17 protein-coding genes and 1 tRNA gene are annotated in these 16,769 nt (G+C 35.6%); all 18 read right to left on the bottom strand.

The window, feature by feature from the left end; genetic code table 11:
- Nucleotides 1-161: 161 nt before the first annotated feature.
- The 18 genes from RCH13_RS10845 to RCH13_RS10760 all read right to left on the bottom strand — a co-directional run bounded on the left by RCH13_RS10845 (nucleotide 162) and on the right by RCH13_RS10760 (nucleotide 16,768).
- Complete coding sequence (locus tag RCH13_RS10845; RefSeq protein ID WP_326987260.1) at nucleotides 162-1,412, bottom strand: site-specific integrase; 1,251 nt, start codon at nucleotides 1,410-1,412, stop codon at nucleotides 162-164.
- A gap of 247 nt (nucleotides 1,413-1,659) precedes the next feature.
- Nucleotides 1,660-1,733 (bottom strand) — tRNA-Asp (locus RCH13_RS10840).
- 125 nt (nucleotides 1,734-1,858) lie between these two features.
- Nucleotides 1,859-2,176, bottom strand: a complete 318-nt coding sequence (gene trxA, locus RCH13_RS10835) for a thioredoxin (RefSeq protein ID WP_326987259.1) — start codon at nucleotides 2,174-2,176, stop codon at nucleotides 1,859-1,861.
- Between the two features lie 67 nt (nucleotides 2,177-2,243).
- Nucleotides 2,244-3,419: a cysteine desulfurase family protein gene (locus tag RCH13_RS10830; protein WP_326987258.1), complete on the bottom strand. Its 1,176-nt coding sequence runs from the start codon at nucleotides 3,417-3,419 to the stop codon at nucleotides 2,244-2,246.
- A 39-nt stretch (nucleotides 3,420-3,458) separates the two neighbouring features.
- A complete protein-coding gene (locus RCH13_RS10825) occupies nucleotides 3,459-4,046 on the bottom strand; it encodes an HAD-IB family hydrolase (protein ID WP_326987257.1) in 588 nt (195 codons plus the stop codon).
- A gap of 24 nt (nucleotides 4,047-4,070) precedes the next feature.
- The gene (locus RCH13_RS10820) at nucleotides 4,071-4,796 is read right to left on the bottom strand and encodes an SDR family NAD(P)-dependent oxidoreductase (RefSeq protein WP_326987256.1); all 726 of its coding nucleotides are present in this window, start codon (nucleotides 4,794-4,796) and stop codon (nucleotides 4,071-4,073) included.
- A 50-nt stretch (nucleotides 4,797-4,846) separates the two neighbouring features.
- On the bottom strand, nucleotides 4,847-6,163 hold the full coding sequence (locus RCH13_RS10815) for an FAD-binding oxidoreductase (protein WP_326987255.1): 1,317 nt from the start codon (nucleotides 6,161-6,163) through the stop codon (nucleotides 4,847-4,849).
- Nucleotides 6,163-7,047, bottom strand: a complete 885-nt coding sequence (locus RCH13_RS10810) for a decaprenyl-phosphate phosphoribosyltransferase (RefSeq protein WP_326987254.1) — start codon at nucleotides 7,045-7,047, stop codon at nucleotides 6,163-6,165. The genes RCH13_RS10815 and RCH13_RS10810 overlap by 1 nt, the downstream gene beginning before the upstream one ends.
- A gap of 88 nt (nucleotides 7,048-7,135) precedes the next feature.
- Entirely contained in the window at nucleotides 7,136-7,828 is a 693-nt protein-coding gene (locus RCH13_RS10805; protein WP_326987253.1) for an OmpA family protein, read from the bottom strand.
- A gap of 27 nt (nucleotides 7,829-7,855) precedes the next feature.
- A complete protein-coding gene (locus tag RCH13_RS10800; protein ID WP_326987252.1) occupies nucleotides 7,856-8,344 on the bottom strand; it encodes a hypothetical protein in 489 nt (162 codons plus the stop codon).
- A gap of 105 nt (nucleotides 8,345-8,449) precedes the next feature.
- Complete coding sequence (locus RCH13_RS10795; protein ID WP_326987251.1) at nucleotides 8,450-10,180, bottom strand: S8 family serine peptidase; 1,731 nt, start codon at nucleotides 10,178-10,180, stop codon at nucleotides 8,450-8,452.
- A gap of 8 nt (nucleotides 10,181-10,188) precedes the next feature.
- A complete protein-coding gene (locus tag RCH13_RS10790; RefSeq protein ID WP_326987250.1) occupies nucleotides 10,189-10,800 on the bottom strand; it encodes a WbqC family protein in 612 nt (203 codons plus the stop codon).
- Nucleotides 10,801-11,000: 200 nt separating this feature from the next.
- The gene (lepB, locus tag RCH13_RS10785; RefSeq protein WP_326987249.1) at nucleotides 11,001-12,650 is read right to left on the bottom strand and encodes a signal peptidase I; all 1,650 of its coding nucleotides are present in this window, start codon (nucleotides 12,648-12,650) and stop codon (nucleotides 11,001-11,003) included.
- A gap of 71 nt (nucleotides 12,651-12,721) precedes the next feature.
- Complete coding sequence (dapB, locus tag RCH13_RS10780; RefSeq protein ID WP_326987248.1) at nucleotides 12,722-13,423, bottom strand: 4-hydroxy-tetrahydrodipicolinate reductase; 702 nt, start codon at nucleotides 13,421-13,423, stop codon at nucleotides 12,722-12,724.
- A 28-nt stretch (nucleotides 13,424-13,451) separates the two neighbouring features.
- Nucleotides 13,452-14,081, bottom strand: coding sequence for a DUF5683 domain-containing protein (locus RCH13_RS10775; protein ID WP_326987247.1), 630 nt, complete (start codon nucleotides 14,079-14,081; stop codon nucleotides 13,452-13,454).
- Nucleotides 14,082-14,969 carry a ParB/RepB/Spo0J family partition protein gene (locus tag RCH13_RS10770; protein ID WP_326987246.1) on the bottom strand — a complete coding sequence of 296 codons (888 nt, stop codon included), beginning with the start codon at nucleotides 14,967-14,969 and terminating at the stop codon, nucleotides 14,082-14,084.
- 42 nt (nucleotides 14,970-15,011) lie between these two features.
- Nucleotides 15,012-15,785 (bottom strand): ParA family protein, encoded by a 774-nt coding sequence (locus tag RCH13_RS10765; RefSeq protein WP_326987245.1) that lies wholly within the window; start codon nucleotides 15,783-15,785, stop codon nucleotides 15,012-15,014.
- 167 nt (nucleotides 15,786-15,952) lie between these two features.
- Complete coding sequence (locus RCH13_RS10760; RefSeq protein ID WP_326987244.1) at nucleotides 15,953-16,768, bottom strand: energy transducer TonB; 816 nt, start codon at nucleotides 16,766-16,768, stop codon at nucleotides 15,953-15,955.
- Between the last annotated feature and the right edge of the window lies 1 nt (nucleotide 16,769).

Raw genomic sequence — 16,769 nt, 5'->3', positions numbered from 1 at the left:
AGGCGAATCGATGCGTAAAAAAAGAGGAATAAATAAAGCCGAAAATTAATTATATTTGAATACAAATTAGCGCATGAAAAACAGTCGTTTTACCACAAAAAAGAGGTGGTCAATTTAAACCGAATTTACATGGTCACTTTAAACCGAATCTAGGTGGTCAATTACACCGAACTTTGCAAGTTTGCTGCCACATTCTTTTTATCAACAAATTTTTGTTTCAATAACATCATGTCTTCGCTTACTTTTTTGTCTAGAATTTTCGCATAATGTTGGGTGGTCTTAATACTTTTGTGACCAAGCATTTTACTTACACTTTCAATAGAAACTCCGTTAGACAAAGTGATAGTCGTTGCAAAAGTATGACGTGCAATATGATAGGTTAATTCTTTATTAATACCACACAAATCTGCAATCTCTTTCAAATAAGCATTCATTTTTTGGTTACTAAGAATAGGCAACAATTTTCCCCTATTCACACACACTGGGTGATTTTTATATTTTTCAATAATTTGTTCTGTTTGAGAAAGCAAAGGAATATTAGAGGTCGTTTTAGTTTTTTGACGTCTGGTATAAATCCATTGAGATCCATCTAGCCCCAAATTAATATTTTGATAGGTGAGTTCTTTAGTATCAATATATGCCAATCCAGTGAAACAACTGAACAGGAAAATATCTCTTACCAAAGACAATCTTTCATTTTTAAAATCTTTGGCAAAAAGCTCTTCTATTTCCTTTTCATTAAGAAACATTCTTGTAACTTCATTAAACTTGGACTGATAATTCATAAAAGGATCTCTTTCCATCCATCCATTTGCAAGACAAATACGAATTATCTTTCCTAAATTTTTGATATACTTTACTGCCGAATTATTGTTACAGGATTTTTCGGTTCTTAAGAACAATTCAAAATCATTCAGAAAAGCGTAATCTATTTTCTTAAAATCAATGTCGGAAATATTGTACTTCCATTTCAAAAACTCTTTGGTATGTTTTAGAGTCGTCTTATAGCGGATTAATGTTCCAGGAGCGAACTCCTTCCCTACAAGCTTTTCCATTCGATCATTATGATCCTGAAAAACAGGAATAAGTGTTCTTGAAAGTTCACCTCTACCCAATAGCTTATTTTTAAGCGCTTCACAAGTCACCGTTACTTTATCTCTCATCATTTCGTGATAAGTATTGTAAACTTTCTGCTCAAATGTTTTTAGATAAAAATTAAGCGATTTACTCTCTTCTGAAGAACCACTGATCTTTTGCATCGCAGAATTCCATTTTAAAGGTTTTATCGTACGTTTTGTACTGATCTCAGATATTTTACCGTCAATGGTAATTCGCAAATAAATAGGAGCTTCTCCTGCAGAATTGACTTTGGCTTTTTTTACATAGAAAAGTAAATTAAAGGTCTTGTTCATTTTGTGTTGTTTTAAGATTTAAAATTAACCTTAGCAAAACCTCAGCACAAGATGTTCAGTTGCTGAACTAGCTCCTGAACACGGTTTATCTGAATTTCCAGTGACCTATTTTAACCTGTTTCTACAGGTCACTGAATAGGTCACTTTCAGATTGTGCTTTTTTAACTCTTTTTGAACACACATAAAACGAAAAAAGCTTTAAAACATATGTTTTAAAGCTTTTTGTACTACTTTGATATTGTAGTTGCGATCCGGACGGGATTCGAACCCGCGACCTCCGCCGTGACAGGGCGGCATTCTAACCAGCTGAACTACCGGATCAGAATAAAAAAAAATTTCTTTCTTTTTGGTGAGTGCAAAAATACAACTTTAATGCAATTATCAAAATATATTTCAAAAAAAAATGCTCTCGGATACCGAAAGCACTCATTTTCAACTGAATATTTTTACAAGTGTGCAGATAATTTTTCAGCAATAACCTCTTTTGAAGCTACACCCACGATTTTATCCACTACTTCACCACCTTTGAAAATTAAAATAGTAGGAATATTTCTGATTCCATAATCTACAGAAACCTGTTGGTTGTTATCTACATCAACTTTACCAACTACTGCTCTACCATCAAAATCGGTTGCAATTTCTTCTACAATTGGCCCCAACATTCTGCAAGGTCCACACCATACTGCCCAAAAATCTACCAATACGGGCTTATCTGAATTCAAAACCATTTCCTTAAATGATTGATCTGTAATTTCTAATGCCATTTTATCTAGTTTTATATTATAATTTAAAGTACAAATTTACGATTTTATGAACAATAACCTCAATCGGTTATCTATGCTCAATATTTGTTTTTTCTATGCTGAATTGTGCTGCAACTTCTGACAGTGCAGAAATTAAGACATCAATTTCTTCTTTTGTAGTGAGATGGCTGAAAGATACACGCAGCGGTGTGGTAGTATTCATCTCCTCTTCTTCTAACAGCACCATCATCACCATAGAAGGTTTAGTAGCACCTGACGAACAGGCACTTCCCTGCGAAATTGCGATACCCTTCATATCTAATTTTAAACCAATCAAAGGATCTTTAAAAGGCAGCAAAACACTAAGCACGGTGTACAAACTTTGATCTGCTTCAGCACTTCTACCATTAAATTTTACACCTTCAATCTTTTCAAGAAGCTGATTTTTAGTGTACTCTTTAATTTCTTGCATGTGTTTAGAATAAGCCTCCATATTTTTTAGAGAAATCTCCAATGCTTTTCCAAGACCTACAATTCCTGCGACATTTTCTGTACCTGCACGCAAGGTTCTTTCCTGTGGTCCACCTGTAATAATTCCTTTTAAGCCCGAAGCTTTTCTAATAAATGCAAATCCACTTCCTTTCGGGCCATGAAATTTATGAGCACTACACGAAGCAAAATCGATCGGGATTTCAGATAAATCTAAATTCATATGCGCCATTGACTGAACCGTATCCGAATGGAATAACGCTTTGTGATCATGGCAAATTTGACCCACTTTTTTCAAATCGATTAAATTTCCAATTTCATTATTGGCATGCATTAAAGTGACGAGTGTTTTCTTATCGGAGCTTTGTAGAACTTCTTCTAATTTTTGCCAATCGAGATCTCCGTTGTGATCTGGACGCAAATAAACCACTTCCACTCCGTGGCGTTTTTTCATATCCATCACCGTTTCCGCCACACATTTGTGTTCCATCGGCGAGGTTATGATTCTTTGGATTCCTAAATGATTGACACATGATTTGATGATCATGTTATTAGATTCTGTCCCGCAAGACGTAAATGTAATTTCTGCAGGACTTACATGAAGATAATCTGCAATCTGCCTCCTTACATTCTCTATTAAAATTTTCGCCTCCTGACCAAAACTATGAGTAGAGGATGGATTGCCGTAATTTATTTTTAAAACATCAACCATCGCATCGATTACTTCCGCTGAAATGGGCGTAGTAGCCGCATTATCCAGATATATTCTATTCATTATTGAAACTTACTTTAAAGAGAATTTTGAAGGTCAAAATTAGTGAAAAAATTTAAAATGGCTTTCATTAACCCAAGCTAACATTTCTTGATCACCAGAAGTATCTCCGAAGCCAAGTGTTTTATCATACTTTTTATCTGCAATGACTGCTTTTATACGATTTACTTTTTCTGAACCATTGCAATTACTGCCGATGAAGTTTCCTGTAAAAACGCCGTTTTTAAATTCAGCTTGGGTCGCGATTAATTGCATTTGAAATTTCTCTGCAAAAGGTTTCACCCAAATATCCAAAGATGCCGTTACTAAATAACTTTCTGTTTTAGTTCGGTCCATATTCTTCATAAAATCCAAAGCGTTTTGACGAATACCATCAGGATAAAAAGAATTGAAAAAATCTTGGGCGCGTTTTTCTATGCGGCTTTTTGACTGTCCTTTTAAAATAGAAGACACAAAACTTTTTTTCACCTTCTCCGCATTGGTAAGGTTTAACTTTAAGAGCACGAACAGAGGAATAAATTTTATAAACTGAAGCCTAAATTTTTTAGAATCGTAAAAATTCAAAAATAAGAACATGGTGTCTTTGTAAGTAAGTGTTCCATCAAAATCAAAAAAATACAACTTTTTCATAATGTCTTTCGAGGAGATAATTGGTTATAATTTTAATTTTTTGAAAATAAATTCTGGTATATTTCTAATGATCAGCATAATAAAATACCAAATTGGTAAAACGTAGGCTACATTTTTTCGCCTTTTGTAAGCGGAATAAATTGCATCTGCAGCCTGTCTTGGAGTCGCTGTTAGTTTTGGATTAAGCGGTAAACCTTCCGTCATTTTGGTATCCATAAATCCGGGTTTTATAGTCAAAACGTGGACTTTCTTTTCAAACAAATAATTTCTTAGGCCACTTAAATAAGCAGTTAAACCTGCTTTTGCGCTGCCATAGATAAAGTTGCTTTGTCTGCCGCGATCACCCGCAACGGAAGATAAAACGATTAAAGTCCCGAAACGTTGCCGCTCTAATTTCTCTGCAAAAAAATTGAGAACGGGAACGAGCTTCCCAAAGTTAATATCAATTATTTTTTCTGTGTTTTTTCTATCGTACAGCCCTTCTTCACTTCCCAAACCTAGGTAACCAGTTGCGCAGAATATTAAATCTGAAGATAACTCCGCCAATTCAGTGTAATCTACCTCATCTTCTAAATTAAGATCAATTATTTCAGATTGCTGCAGAAATTTAACGTCAATATGCTTTGCAAATTTCTCCGTAGTTTCTCTGTTGCTGGTGCAGAGGAAAATGGTGGCGTACTTTTCACCCGCCTCCAAAGCCTTTTCTACAAAGGATTGCGCTATTTCTGAATTGCTTCCAAGTACGATCATTGAGGGATAATTTAACTTTTAAAATTTTAATTAATAAAACTCAGACCGTTTTATTGGTTGCTGATAATTCTTTTGTGCTGCAAAGAAACGAACTTCGGATTTTGAACATTTTGAAGATAATTAGTGAGTGAAGATTTACTCATACTGTCTTTTGTAAGGTAAATTCTACCGCCAAATTCTTCTACAATCTGATCTAATTTTTCTACCAAGCTTTTTAATTGTGAATTCACTTTAAAGTCCAAAGCCAAAGTATAGCCTTCTATCGGGAAAGAATTATAAGCTTCTGCATTATTTTTACCAAACAATTTAAGCACGGCTAAAAAAGATCCATTACCACTTAAGGCTATGGTTTCTAAAATTTTTCTCATGCCTTCTTTGCCTCGCGACTTTGGAATGACCATTTGATATTGGATAAAACCACTTTTACCGTAAATTTTATTCCAATCATTAACAATATCCAACGGATAAAAAAAGCTTTCATAATCCACAAAATTTTTCACCACTTTCTGGGTCTGCTTTTTATAGTAAAAAAAGTTAAAAAGTTTTACGGTCAAATTATTCAGTATGAAATTTGGAAAATAGAAAGGAATGGTAGGAATAGATTTGGCTTTTAATCGCAGCGGTTTATCATTCAGTTTAGCTGGAATCTGATGCAAAAATGCGTGTTCCCCGCGCATTAAAATACTTCTCCCGATTTGATCGCCTTTTTGCAAACAATCAATCCATGCAACATTATACGTCCAGTTTTCGCTCTCTTCAAACAGGGTGAAAATTTCATCTAAATTCTCTGCCTTAATACTTTCTTGCCGAATATAAGCCGTTTCAATATTTTTTAATTTGAATTTTGCAGAAAGTATAATGCCTGTAAGTCCCATGCCACCAATGGTTGACCAAAATTTATCAGCATTCTCTGATCGTGAGCATTTTAAAACTTCTCCATGCTCATTGAGCAAAGTAAATTCTATGATATATTCTGAAAAACAACCTTCTGCATGATGATTTTTTCCATGAATATCTGAAGCTATAGCTCCACCAACGGAGATAAACTTGGTTCCGGGCGTCACATACAGAAAATATCCTTGCTGCACAATCACTTTTAAAATTTCGGAAAGAAGGACACCGGATTCACATTCTAAAATGCCGTTTAAACGATCAAAACTTATGAATTTATTAAGTCTTTTGGTGGAAAAAATATTTTCTGAAAGGGAAGCGTCGCCGTAACATCTGCCATTTCCACGCGCGATTACTTCATTTCTATTTTTTACAAACTTTTTGATTTTATCTAAAGAGTCTTCGGATTTCATTTCTTTCACCACCACGGGAAAATTACCCCAATTTGTAACGGTCTGTTTAAAATTTGGTTTCATTATTTGAAATAAATTTGGAGTAAAAAAGCAACAATCCAAAGGACCATTGTCACCTGAATGTAGCGATCTTTATAAATTACTTTGGTGGGAGATTCGGTTCTATTGTACACTAAAGTTTGCTGAAGATACCTTAAAAAGGCAAAAACAACAAAAATCACGGTATAGAAAACACGTGGGTGAAATCGTTTTTGAACTTCTGGCGAAAGTGTAAACATCAAGTAGCATACAATAGCTAACGTACAACTTATTGACAAAGCGATATCTGCAAACTGCACATTGTAGCCGTCTAATGCCCGTCTTGTTTTACCAGAAATCTGTGCATTAATTAATTCTCCACGTCTTTTCCCGATGGCTAAAACCAGAGCTAAAATAAAGGTGAGCAATATTGCCCATTGAGAAATATAAATTCCTGTTGCATATCCTCCTGCTAAAACTCGGAGTACAAATCCAGAGGCGATGATGGTAACATCTATAATTGCGACGTGTTTTAGTTTAAAGGTATACGCCAAATTCATAAGGAAGTAAAACGCAATGATGGTAGCGAATTTCCACATATTCTGGCTGAAATACGGCTGTCCAAAAAATATTCCCCCAACACATAATATCAACAAAATGAGCAATATTATAATTGCTGTTGATTTTGAAATGGCGCCGCTGGCTAAAGGACGATCTTTTTTTTCTGGATGCTTTCTATCTGATTCAACATCAGAATAATCATTGATGATATAAACTGAACTCGCAATAAGGGAGAAAATGACGAATGCAAAAATACTCTCGGCGAGTAAATCATAATTGGTAACATTTCCCGAAAAAAACAAGGGTGCAAAAACAAATAAATTCTTGACCCACTGTTCTACGCGGAGCAGTTTTAAATACTTCATCATACGTGTTAAAATCAACTGCGAAAATAGTGATTTTAAAACAAAAAAAATCCGCACGAGGCGGATTTATATTTGAAACTAGAAATTGATTTTATTGACCAGTATTTGCGTCATTAATCATTTCCTCATTTGCGGTAATGGCAAATTCTACTCTTCTATTATCTGCTCTACCAGCTTCGGTATCATTAGAAGCGATAGGATCTTTTTCCCCAACTCCCATGGTCATCATTCTAGCCGTACCTACTCCCTTAGAAGAAAGATAAGCTTTAACTGAAGCGGCTCTTCTGTCTGATAATGAATTATTGTAAGCATCTGTTCCTCTGCTGTCTGTGTGACCGTAGATATTTATGTTAGTATCTGGATTGTTGATCAAAACTGTAGCTAGTTTATCTAAATTCATTTTACCAACTGCTGTAAGATCAGAAGAGTCAAAACCAAAATTTACAATATTTTCTTTCATTGTAATTTTAATTCCTTCTCCTACTCTTTCTACTTCTGCACCTGGTAAAGTTTCTTTAATTTCTTTAGCTTGTTTGTCCATTCTGTTACCGATCACATTACCTGCAACTCCACCAACGATTCCACCAAGAACTGCACCTAAAGGAGCATTTCCACCTTTTCCAATGTTATTCCCAAGAACGCCTCCTAAGACTGCCCCTGCAGTAGTTCCGATAACAGTACCTCTTTGTTGATTATTTGAATTTTTTACGGCTTCGCAACTTGTAGTTACCATTGCTGTTGATATAAAAAGAGCGGCAATATTTGTTTTATTAAAAATTTTCATAATATAATTTTATATGTGTGTGTTTTATTATTTCATTCCTGTTCTAGCGAAGTTGTAAACAATTCTTACATTTTCACCATTTGAAGGAATATTTTGTTCTAAGCTAAAAGCATCTGTTGTTTGGTTTACTAAAGTTAAAACATAACCTTCAGTTACTGATTTCGCTTTCGAACCTTCTAACATTTTTTTAAATTGAAATTGATTTCCATTAACCACTTCAAATTTAATCGGCTGAATCACGCTTGGACAATCTCCGCCACCTTTTAAGGTATAAGAACCACTGTAGTTATTGGGAATTAATCTCCAGTGACTACCAACGAAACATTGTGCGTCTGCACCTTCATCGAATGGTTTTACTTTAAAGCTTTTGTCATAATCAACACTTGTTATTTCAAAGTCTCCTTTCATTTTTAAAAACTCGGCTCTATTATTTTGAGAGGTCGCTGCATTTTTTACGCCTGAGCAAGAAACGGTGAGCATAGCCCCCACAAATCCGGCGATGATTAAATTTTTCATAGTAATAAAATTATTTGCAATTAAACTACAAAAAACCGTGCCACTCTAGTTTATTAACAAAAAAAAGTTCGAATAAATCGAACTTTTTAATAGTATCTGTAATTTTTATTTGCGAACTGCAGCGCGTTTTCCGGGTTTTCTTACCACCTTCTTTTTCGCTGGAATCTCTTTGGTGTTTATTGTTGAGTTATTCTTATAAAAATTAGTAAATGCATACTCCGCAGCTTTCCTTAAATCGATAACACCACCTGCCTCAGAAATTAAATCAAATCTGTTGTTGGTATTGGATTTAATCATGGCATTCACGGTAGACTTATTGACTGTCTTTACAAACGATTCAATAATTTGCTTCGGCGTAAGATTTGGCATATAAGCAAGAAGAACTGAGGCTGCACCTGCAACAACTGGCGAAGCCATAGATGTTCCCTGCAGATATTCATACTTTCCATCTTTTACAGTGGAGTAAATCTTTTCCCCGGGGGCAAATAAAGTAACCATTCTCTGGTTATAGTTGGAGAAATCTGCGCGTAAAAATTCATTCTCATTGGTAGATGCGCCCACAACAATCATATTATTGACAAAGGGTGCAGGATCTGTAATATTTTTAAAATTGGTAGGATAATACACATTTTCTGAAATATCTTCATTCTCGTTTCCTGCTGCTTTTACCAATAAAACACCTTTATCTTGTGCATATTGAAATGCATCCCAAACTGTAGATTTACCAGGCGAAACTGGCTTACCAAAACTCATATTGAGAATTTTCGCACCGTTATCTACAGCATATCTGATGGCATTTGCAACATCTTTATCTCGTTCATCACCATCAGGAACGGCGCGAATGGCCATAATTTTGGCGGTTTTATAACCCACACCATATTGTATTTCTTTTCCATTTGGTAAACCTGCAATGATTCCGGAGACGTGGGTTCCATGTTCTCCATCAGGATCTGCATAATGATTGTTACCATAATATTTCTCATTAATATTATCGTAATTATCGCCAACAATGGATGCACGAGGATCGTAATCTAGATTATATGCTTTGGTTGCCTGTGGAGAAAAATAGTCTAATGCAGACTTCATTTCTTTTTCCAGGAACTTCTGCACCTCTGCGGGAGATTTACCAGCAATGGATGGATCTCCGCTTATTTGTGACAACATTTGTAATCCCATCGCTTCCTCTGCAGTGGTGGGTTTTATGGATGATAGAACTTCTTGAGTCAGATTTTGCCCTTTCAATAAGGCGATGGTCTGTGGAATATTTCTTTGAATTCTGGAGTATACTTCATAATTCTGCTTAGCTTCTACACTTTTTTTCGTGAAAATAGCTTTGGCTTTCATATACATATCGAATTCTTCCGCCATTTTCTGCTGATTGGCTTTGTTGGTGGTTGAATTTGGACCTTCAAAAACGTTTTGGTATTTTTTTACAACGCGCGTAACTTCCATATTATCCACGGTGATGTCTCCTTTTTTACCGCCAATAAAATTCCAGCCATGTATGTCATCAACGTAACCGTTTCCGTCATCATCTTTGCCATTATTTGGAATCTCATTTTCATTTTTCCACATATTTTTAATCAATCCTGGATGGGTAACCTCTACGCCACTATCTAAAACAGCAACTATGACAGGTTTTGGTTTCAAACCTTTGGATTCTAAAAATTTATAAGCGTTTTGAGTATTTACTCCATAGATATTAGAGGCGGAGAAATCTTTGTGATACCAAGTCATTAAATCAGTATCAACTGGCGAATCTAATGGTTTAACTTTTTCTTGTGCGAAAGCGGCAAAACCACTCATGAACAAACCTGCAATCAGTATTTTTTTCATACTTTTTTTTATTTTATTTGAATACTTTTAATATAGGTCAGGGATTCTGGACCTTTGTTACAAAGCAAATCAATGATGGAAAGATTTTCTTGAAACCCATACTTGTCGCTGAAATTCTGGAAATAAACTTCCATCTCTTTTGATTCTTTATCCTTTGCTGAGAAGCCAGTACGCAAATCCAGTGCCGAAGGTTCTTTAAAATATTCTGAGCTGAAAGAAAATCTCTGCTCAGTCTTCAAAAGTTTCTGTATAATTTCTAAAGCGTGAAGATTAAAATCGAAAAGGTTTTTTTTCTTGGTAGTAAAAATTTCCGCTAAGGTATCTTCGTAATATTCGAAATAGGCTGAAGTTTGGTAGGCTGTTTTAATGGATTTCCAATGAAGGTGTGACCATTTATCTCGGTAAGAAATTTCGACATCTTTATAGGTTCTTGTTCCATTATGATTGATAGGAATAATCAATGACAGGGCACCATTGGCACCATAAATCACGGTTCGGTTTCGGTAAGTTTGTTTTGGGAAACTTTCGAATTGCTCAAAAATAATCTCGGAATCTCCCTGCAAAAAAACGGAAAACCAAGAGATGGGCGGAAGATAAAAAACGGGAAGTAAAGTTGACATGGTGTAATGGATTAGTTGATAATGGATGTGGGATGTGGGATGTGAGAATTACACAAACTACATTATATAAATCCAGAATCTGATTTTTCTTAAACTCAAATATTTGCGTGATTTAATAGCCCCGATTGCAGCGGCATCCTTTTACGGAGCAGCTGCGCAGTAAAAGATAGAGCGGAAAGCGGGAAATAGCTCCAAAAAAATTAATCTTCCTGTTCCTTCTTTTTAAACATTTTCGCGAAGAAATCCCACCCGAAAAACAGTACTAAAATAATGGCGGCAACCCACCAATAGGAAGTTTTATTTGCGTCACCAGTATTGGTCGCTTTGAACATTCTGTCCCAACGCACTTTTGTATCTGCTTGATAACTTGAACCAGCATCTTTAAATAATCCTTCTACACTCATCCAAGTGAACATAGGCGATCCTACAATATTTTCTTCTGGCACAAATCCAAAAAACCGCGCATCCAAAGAAGCATCACGATTATCCCCAATCATCATGTAGTAATCTTGCTTAATGGTGTATTGGTTCGTTTGTTTACCATTAATGAAGATTTTTCCACCTTTATTTTCGAGCTTGTTATGTTCGTAATGTCTAATGATCCATTGGTATTCTGGCAAAGTTTCCGGGGTCACGGTAACTACATCACCCTTTTTCGGAATTCTTAGGGGTCCATACCAATCTGTATTCCAATTTTTATTGATGGGGAAAATGGATTGCGTAGTATCTACACTTTTCGTGTAGCCATCTTGCATTGCATTTAATTTGTTAGAAACTGCTGCAGAATCTTTGTCCCAAATATGTTCTTTCATATCCACTATTTGCGGAAGTGCTTCAATTTCGTTTGCTATTTCGTTTGTTAACCCTTGGAAATCATAAAGATATCCGGTTTGTGTTTGCACCTCCTGAACTGGCAGAAATCCATACTTTTTGTATAATGCAGGAACATCTAATTGACTTTCTGTAGTGGCGATGAATTTATGCTGTACTTTTTGGTCACCTAGAATTGTTTCTGGTTTATCGTTAACGAACAATCGGCCGGCTCTCATTTCAATAACATCTCCGGCAACGGCAACACATCGTTTAACATAAGGGTCTTTTCTATCGATGGCATTATGCACAGAATCCCGTGGATAATTAAAAACTACAATATCATTTTTTTGCGGCTTGCTAAATTGAAAAATTCTAGCATACGGTAGTTTCACTGCATCTACATAAGATTTCGGATCGTCTTTTGGATTTCCTTTTTGGCCAGTGTCCATTAAAGTTCCTTGTAAAAAAGGAACAGCAAGCGGTCTCATTGGCATTCTAAAACCGTAACTCCATTTATTCACGAAAAGGAAATCTCCCACCAGAAGTGTTCTCTCCATGGAACCTGTAGGAATTCCAAATGGTTGCGCCACGAAGGCATGCACCAGGGTTGCAAAAACAACTGCAAACGTAATAGAGCCTAAAAATGAATCTTTTTTCTTCTCTTCCTTTTCCTCTTCCGTCATGTACAATTCATCTTCCACCAGAAGATCAGAATCTTTGGAATAATTAACAAAAGCCATATAAATGAAAGGGAGAAAAACAGTAAGCAATTTCTGTATTAGACTTGATTTACCAAAATGTTTCATTAAAAACAAATGAAATACGGTCATTAAAATCGGGCCCACAATTGGTAGATAAGCCATCACCGTCCACCAAGTGGAATGTTTGGTCTCTTTTAAAATCAAATAATAATTATAAAAAGGAATAAATGCAAAAATGGGATTTAAGCCCATTTTTTTAAAGAGTTTCCAAGTAGAAATCCCCATCAATATAGAGAGAATTAAAACGTAAAGGCTATAGGTTAAAAAATAATTCATAAGAAAAAACGTAATTTTTTGATCGCTTAATTAGTTAAGGTTTAGCAAATTTTGTTACAGTTGCCTTTTTATTAGGAGAAAAGTAAATCTTTCATGGTAAAATTGCCCTGTTTACCTAGAATCCACTCGGCTGCAATAATGGCTCCCATTGCAAATCCATTTCTATTAAAAGCAGTGTGCTTAATTTCTATTTCGTCTACTTCACTTCTGTATGAAACAGTGTGAGTCCCCGGAACCTCATCTTCTCTAAGGGCAAAAATCCCCAGGTGATTGTCTTTGGTTTCTTCCAGTTTCCAGGCATCAAAACGGGGGTCATTTTTAATAATTCCTTCTGCCAAAGTGATTGCTGTTCCGCTTGGCGCATCTTTTTTGTGGGTGTGGTGAATTTCTTCTAACTGAACTTTAAACTCCCCAAAATTACTCATGAGTTCCGCTAATTTTTCATTCAAAGCAAAAAACAAATTTACGCCGAGGGAAAAATTTGAACCGTAGAGAAAAGCACTTTCATTCTCCAGATTAATTTTTTCAATTTCTACTTTCTGATCAAGCCAACCAGTTGTGCCGCAAATCACAGGAATTTTTAAATCAAGGCAAGTCTTAATGTTATTAAAAGCACTCTCGGGATTAGAAAACTCGATCACCACATCTGGATTGTTTAAATTTAGGATGGTGGGTGTTTCATTAAGTTTCGCCACAATTTTATGGCCTCTCTTTTCCGCAAGTTCTGCGATAATTTTACCCATTTTTCCGTATCCAACTAATGCTATTTTCATCCTATTTTTTTTTTGCCCGGAAAGGCTTTTAAAAATTATAACTTAAACTTAATCCAGCTTTTGAATTTCGCTTACCAAAATCATCATAAATAATGGTCGGCTGCAGTGCTAAATCCGGATCTTTTCTTCCTTCATAAAGATGCGCATCCACTACAGCATCTACAATATTGAGTAGATAAACCAAAGCGGTAATTGCAATGGCGTAATCTCGCTGTCTTTTCGCACGATCCTGAGTTCTGCCTAATGCTTCCACTGTAATTCCTGGAAGATCAGAAAACTCATGTTCTTGACCATTAAGTTCCGCCACAAAAGCATTTCTATACCGATTGTATTGGTTTTGGTTGTACAATGTAACTCCAACTCCAATACCGATTGCACCTAAAACAATGGGAATTTTCCAATATTTTTTGTTGTAATACTGACCAAGGCCAGGTAAAATTGCAGAATATAATCCTGCTTTCGTGGGATTAAACTGCATGGTTTGAGCCGGCGCATTTGATTCTTGGATATCTGCAAAAACCTCAACATCGGAGGAAGAAGATTTTACGGAAACCGAATCTGTGGGATAATTTTCTACCCGAATGGTATCATTGGGGTTCACCTGAGAAAAAGCTTTCAGGGAAAATAGAAAGATAAAAAGGAGGGTTAGTTTCTTCATTTATTTAAAATAGGCGAGAATGGTTTCCAGCTCTTCTTCATTTTTAAAATCAAGGACGATTTTCCCTTTCTTACCATTTGCAGTCGATTTTATTTCAACTTTCGTTTCTAAAATATCAGACAGATTTTTTTCTGCTTTTTTGTAGAAATTAGGAAGATTTTTTACACCCTTTTGTTCAGTAGATTTAGGGTTTTTCAGGAGATTCGATTCTTGCTCAGCTTGACGAACGCTTAGTTTCTGTTGCAGAATTTTTTGGAAAAGAACATCTTGATTTTCAGAATCTTCCAGACTGATAATAGCTCTACCATGACCCGCTGAAATTTCGCCGCTTCGAATGGCGTTCTGTACATCAGGATTTAATCTCAGCAAACGAATATAATTGGTGATTGTGCTGCGCTCTTTCCCCACTCTTTGGCTTAAATTTTCTTGGGTCATACCGATTTCCTCTAATAACCTTTGATACGTTAAAGCAATTTCTATGGCATCTAAATCTTCTCGCTGAATATTTTCTACCAAGGCCATTTCTAATAATTCCTGGTCATTAACCAATCGAATATAAGATGGAATGGTCTCTAATCCAGCAATTTTACTCGCACGAAAACGACGCTCCCCAGAAATAATTACAAATTTACTTCCATCCTTTCTTAAAGTTACAGGCTGAATGACCCCCAAATTTTTAATGGACTGCGCCAACTCATTTAATGCTTTTTCATCAAAATAAGTTCTTGGTTGCGTTGGATTTGGCTCGATATCTTCTAATGAAACTTGAACAATGCTGCCTACAAATTTACTCGCTCCTTCATCAGTAGCGGAATTGATGGATGCTTTGGACTCTGCACTTAAAATTGCTCCTAAACCACGTCCCATAGCTCTTTTTTTCTCTTTCATTTTAACTTTAATAAATTACCAGTTGGATCAACTATAACGATTCTATAGTTTCACTAAATTTTCATTTTTTAGCAAAACCTCTTCGGCCAATTGTAAATATTGAATAGCTCCTTTGCTCTCAGCATCATAGTTTAAGATACTTTCACCAAAACTTGGAGCCTCACTTAAACGAACATTTCTGCTTATAATTGTTTCAAAAACCATCTCTGGGAAATGAGAATTAACTTCTTCTACCACTTGATTAGAAAGTCTTAATCGTGAATCAAACATGGTTAAAAGCAGTCCTTCAATGTCTAAATTTTTATTATGAATTTTCTGAACATTTTTAATGGTATTGAGTAATTTCCCTAAACCTTCTAAGGCAAAATACTCACATTGAATAGGAATAATTACAGAATCTGCGGCAGTTAAGGCATTGATGGTAATTAAACCTAAACTTGGTGCGCAGTCAATAATAATATAGTCATAATCATCGCGGATTGATTTTAAGGCTTCCTTCAGCATATATTCTCTTCTCTCCCGATCAACCAACTCAATCTCTGCTGCTACTAAATCAATGTGAGAAGGAATAATATCAAGATTTGGTGAAGAGGTCTGCTGAATGCACTCAGCCGCATTACCACTATGCTCTAGTAAATTATAGGTAGAAAGGTTTGCGTCTTCAATCCCTAAACCAGATGTAGCATTCGCTTGAGGATCAGCATCTATAAGTAGAATTTTTTTCTCCAAAACGCCCAAAGCTGCAGCCAAATTTACGGCGGTAGTTGTTTTTCCTACGCCTCCTTTTTGGTTAGCAATGCCAATAATTTTACCCATTATTTAATTTTAAGTTCCAAAAATACACTTTTTTCTCACTTTCTACTCTTGCACTGTCTTTGAAAATAATGTAAAATCCTATTTTACAAGACTTTAACCTCATAATAAATTATCCACAAAAGCATTTCTTTTGTGGATAAGTATTATTTAGTTAACAGATGTTTTTTTTATTCAAACTGCATGGAAATAGGAAACTTAAAAAAACTTCTTACATTTTGGCCATTTAGTTGAGCTGGAGCCCATTTTCCCTTAATGCTTTTAATGGTATTTTCTGCTTCTCTACTGAATTCTGCATTATTCCCATTCGCTTTAATTCCACTAATGGAGCCATCTTTTTCTACAATGAAGGTTACGGTGGTTTTCATCAATTCACCTGTTCCATCAAAACCAGCTGTATCAAAATTTTGTACCACTTTACTTCGAAAAGCATTGATACCACCATTGAAAGCAGCTTCAACATCAACCACACTTTTAGGAGTATTGTCTATTGGTTTGGGCACTTTTGTTTCCACTGTAATCGGAGGACTAACAGTTATCGGAGGACTAACCGAAATTGTGGGCGGGACGCCAATAATATTCTCCGTACCAATATTTGCCTTTTCAATTTGCTGAATGGTTGGAGCAGGAGTCTGCTTCGTTGAATTTTTTGTAGGAGTTGGTATGTCATATTTTACGGTATTTACTTTTGGTGGAGTTTGAATAATGGGCTTAACGACATCTGGAGTTTTTTCTTGAGCTTGAGGAATTTCTACCAAAATGTGGCCACCTGGTTCATCTTTAACAATTACCTCTGACTGAAAAGCATTTAGAAGCAAAGGAGCAAGTGAAACTGCACCAATTAAAGCAATTCCAAAAAACATGGACTTCAACAGCACATTTCCTTCCTCATTTCTAAGCACATAAGCACCGTAATTCTTGTTTCTATTTTGAAAGATAACTTCATTCAAAAGAAATTCTTTTTCAGTTTGTTGTAAATTTTTCATA

This window comes from Chryseobacterium sp. MP_3.2 (assembly GCF_035984805.1).
Taxonomy (GTDB): Bacteria; Bacteroidota; Bacteroidia; order Flavobacteriales; family Weeksellaceae; genus Kaistella.
Note: the sequence above shows the minus strand (reverse complement) of the source record. Positions and strands in the feature narration are given on the sequence as shown.

Excerpts from the sequence above, each read along its gene's own strand:
- RCH13_RS10845 (WP_326987260.1), bottom strand. The coding sequence starts at position 1,412 with ATGAACAAGACCTTTAATTTACTTTTCTATGTAAAAAAAGCCAAAGTC.
- trxA (WP_326987259.1), bottom strand. The coding sequence starts at position 2,176 with ATGGCATTAGAAATTACAGATCAATCATTTAAGGAAATGGTTTTGAAT.
- RCH13_RS10830 (WP_326987258.1), bottom strand. The coding sequence starts at position 3,419 with ATGAATAGAATATATCTGGATAATGCGGCTACTACGCCCATTTCAGCG.
- RCH13_RS10825 (WP_326987257.1), bottom strand. The coding sequence starts at position 4,046 with ATGAAAAAGTTGTATTTTTTTGATTTTGATGGAACACTTACTTACAAA.
- RCH13_RS10820 (WP_326987256.1), bottom strand. The coding sequence starts at position 4,796 with ATGATCGTACTTGGAAGCAATTCAGAAATAGCGCAATCCTTTGTAGAA.
- RCH13_RS10815 (WP_326987255.1), bottom strand. The coding sequence starts at position 6,163 with ATGAAACCAAATTTTAAACAGACCGTTACAAATTGGGGTAATTTTCCC.
- RCH13_RS10810 (WP_326987254.1), bottom strand. The coding sequence starts at position 7,047 with ATGATGAAGTATTTAAAACTGCTCCGCGTAGAACAGTGGGTCAAGAAT.
- RCH13_RS10805 (WP_326987253.1), bottom strand. The coding sequence starts at position 7,828 with ATGAAAATTTTTAATAAAACAAATATTGCCGCTCTTTTTATATCAACA.
- RCH13_RS10800 (WP_326987252.1), bottom strand. The coding sequence starts at position 8,344 with ATGAAAAATTTAATCATCGCCGGATTTGTGGGGGCTATGCTCACCGTT.
- RCH13_RS10795 (WP_326987251.1), bottom strand. The coding sequence starts at position 10,180 with ATGAAAAAAATACTGATTGCAGGTTTGTTCATGAGTGGTTTTGCCGCT.
- RCH13_RS10790 (WP_326987250.1), bottom strand. The coding sequence starts at position 10,800 with ATGTCAACTTTACTTCCCGTTTTTTATCTTCCGCCCATCTCTTGGTTT.
- lepB (WP_326987249.1), bottom strand. The coding sequence starts at position 12,650 with ATGAATTATTTTTTAACCTATAGCCTTTACGTTTTAATTCTCTCTATA.
- dapB (WP_326987248.1), bottom strand. The coding sequence starts at position 13,423 with ATGAAAATAGCATTAGTTGGATACGGAAAAATGGGTAAAATTATCGCA.
- RCH13_RS10775 (WP_326987247.1), bottom strand. The coding sequence starts at position 14,081 with ATGAAGAAACTAACCCTCCTTTTTATCTTTCTATTTTCCCTGAAAGCT.
- RCH13_RS10770 (WP_326987246.1), bottom strand. The coding sequence starts at position 14,969 with ATGAAAGAGAAAAAAAGAGCTATGGGACGTGGTTTAGGAGCAATTTTA.
- RCH13_RS10765 (WP_326987245.1), bottom strand. The coding sequence starts at position 15,785 with ATGGGTAAAATTATTGGCATTGCTAACCAAAAAGGAGGCGTAGGAAAA.
- RCH13_RS10760 (WP_326987244.1), bottom strand. The coding sequence starts at position 16,768 with ATGAAAAATTTACAACAAACTGAAAAAGAATTTCTTTTGAATGAAGTT.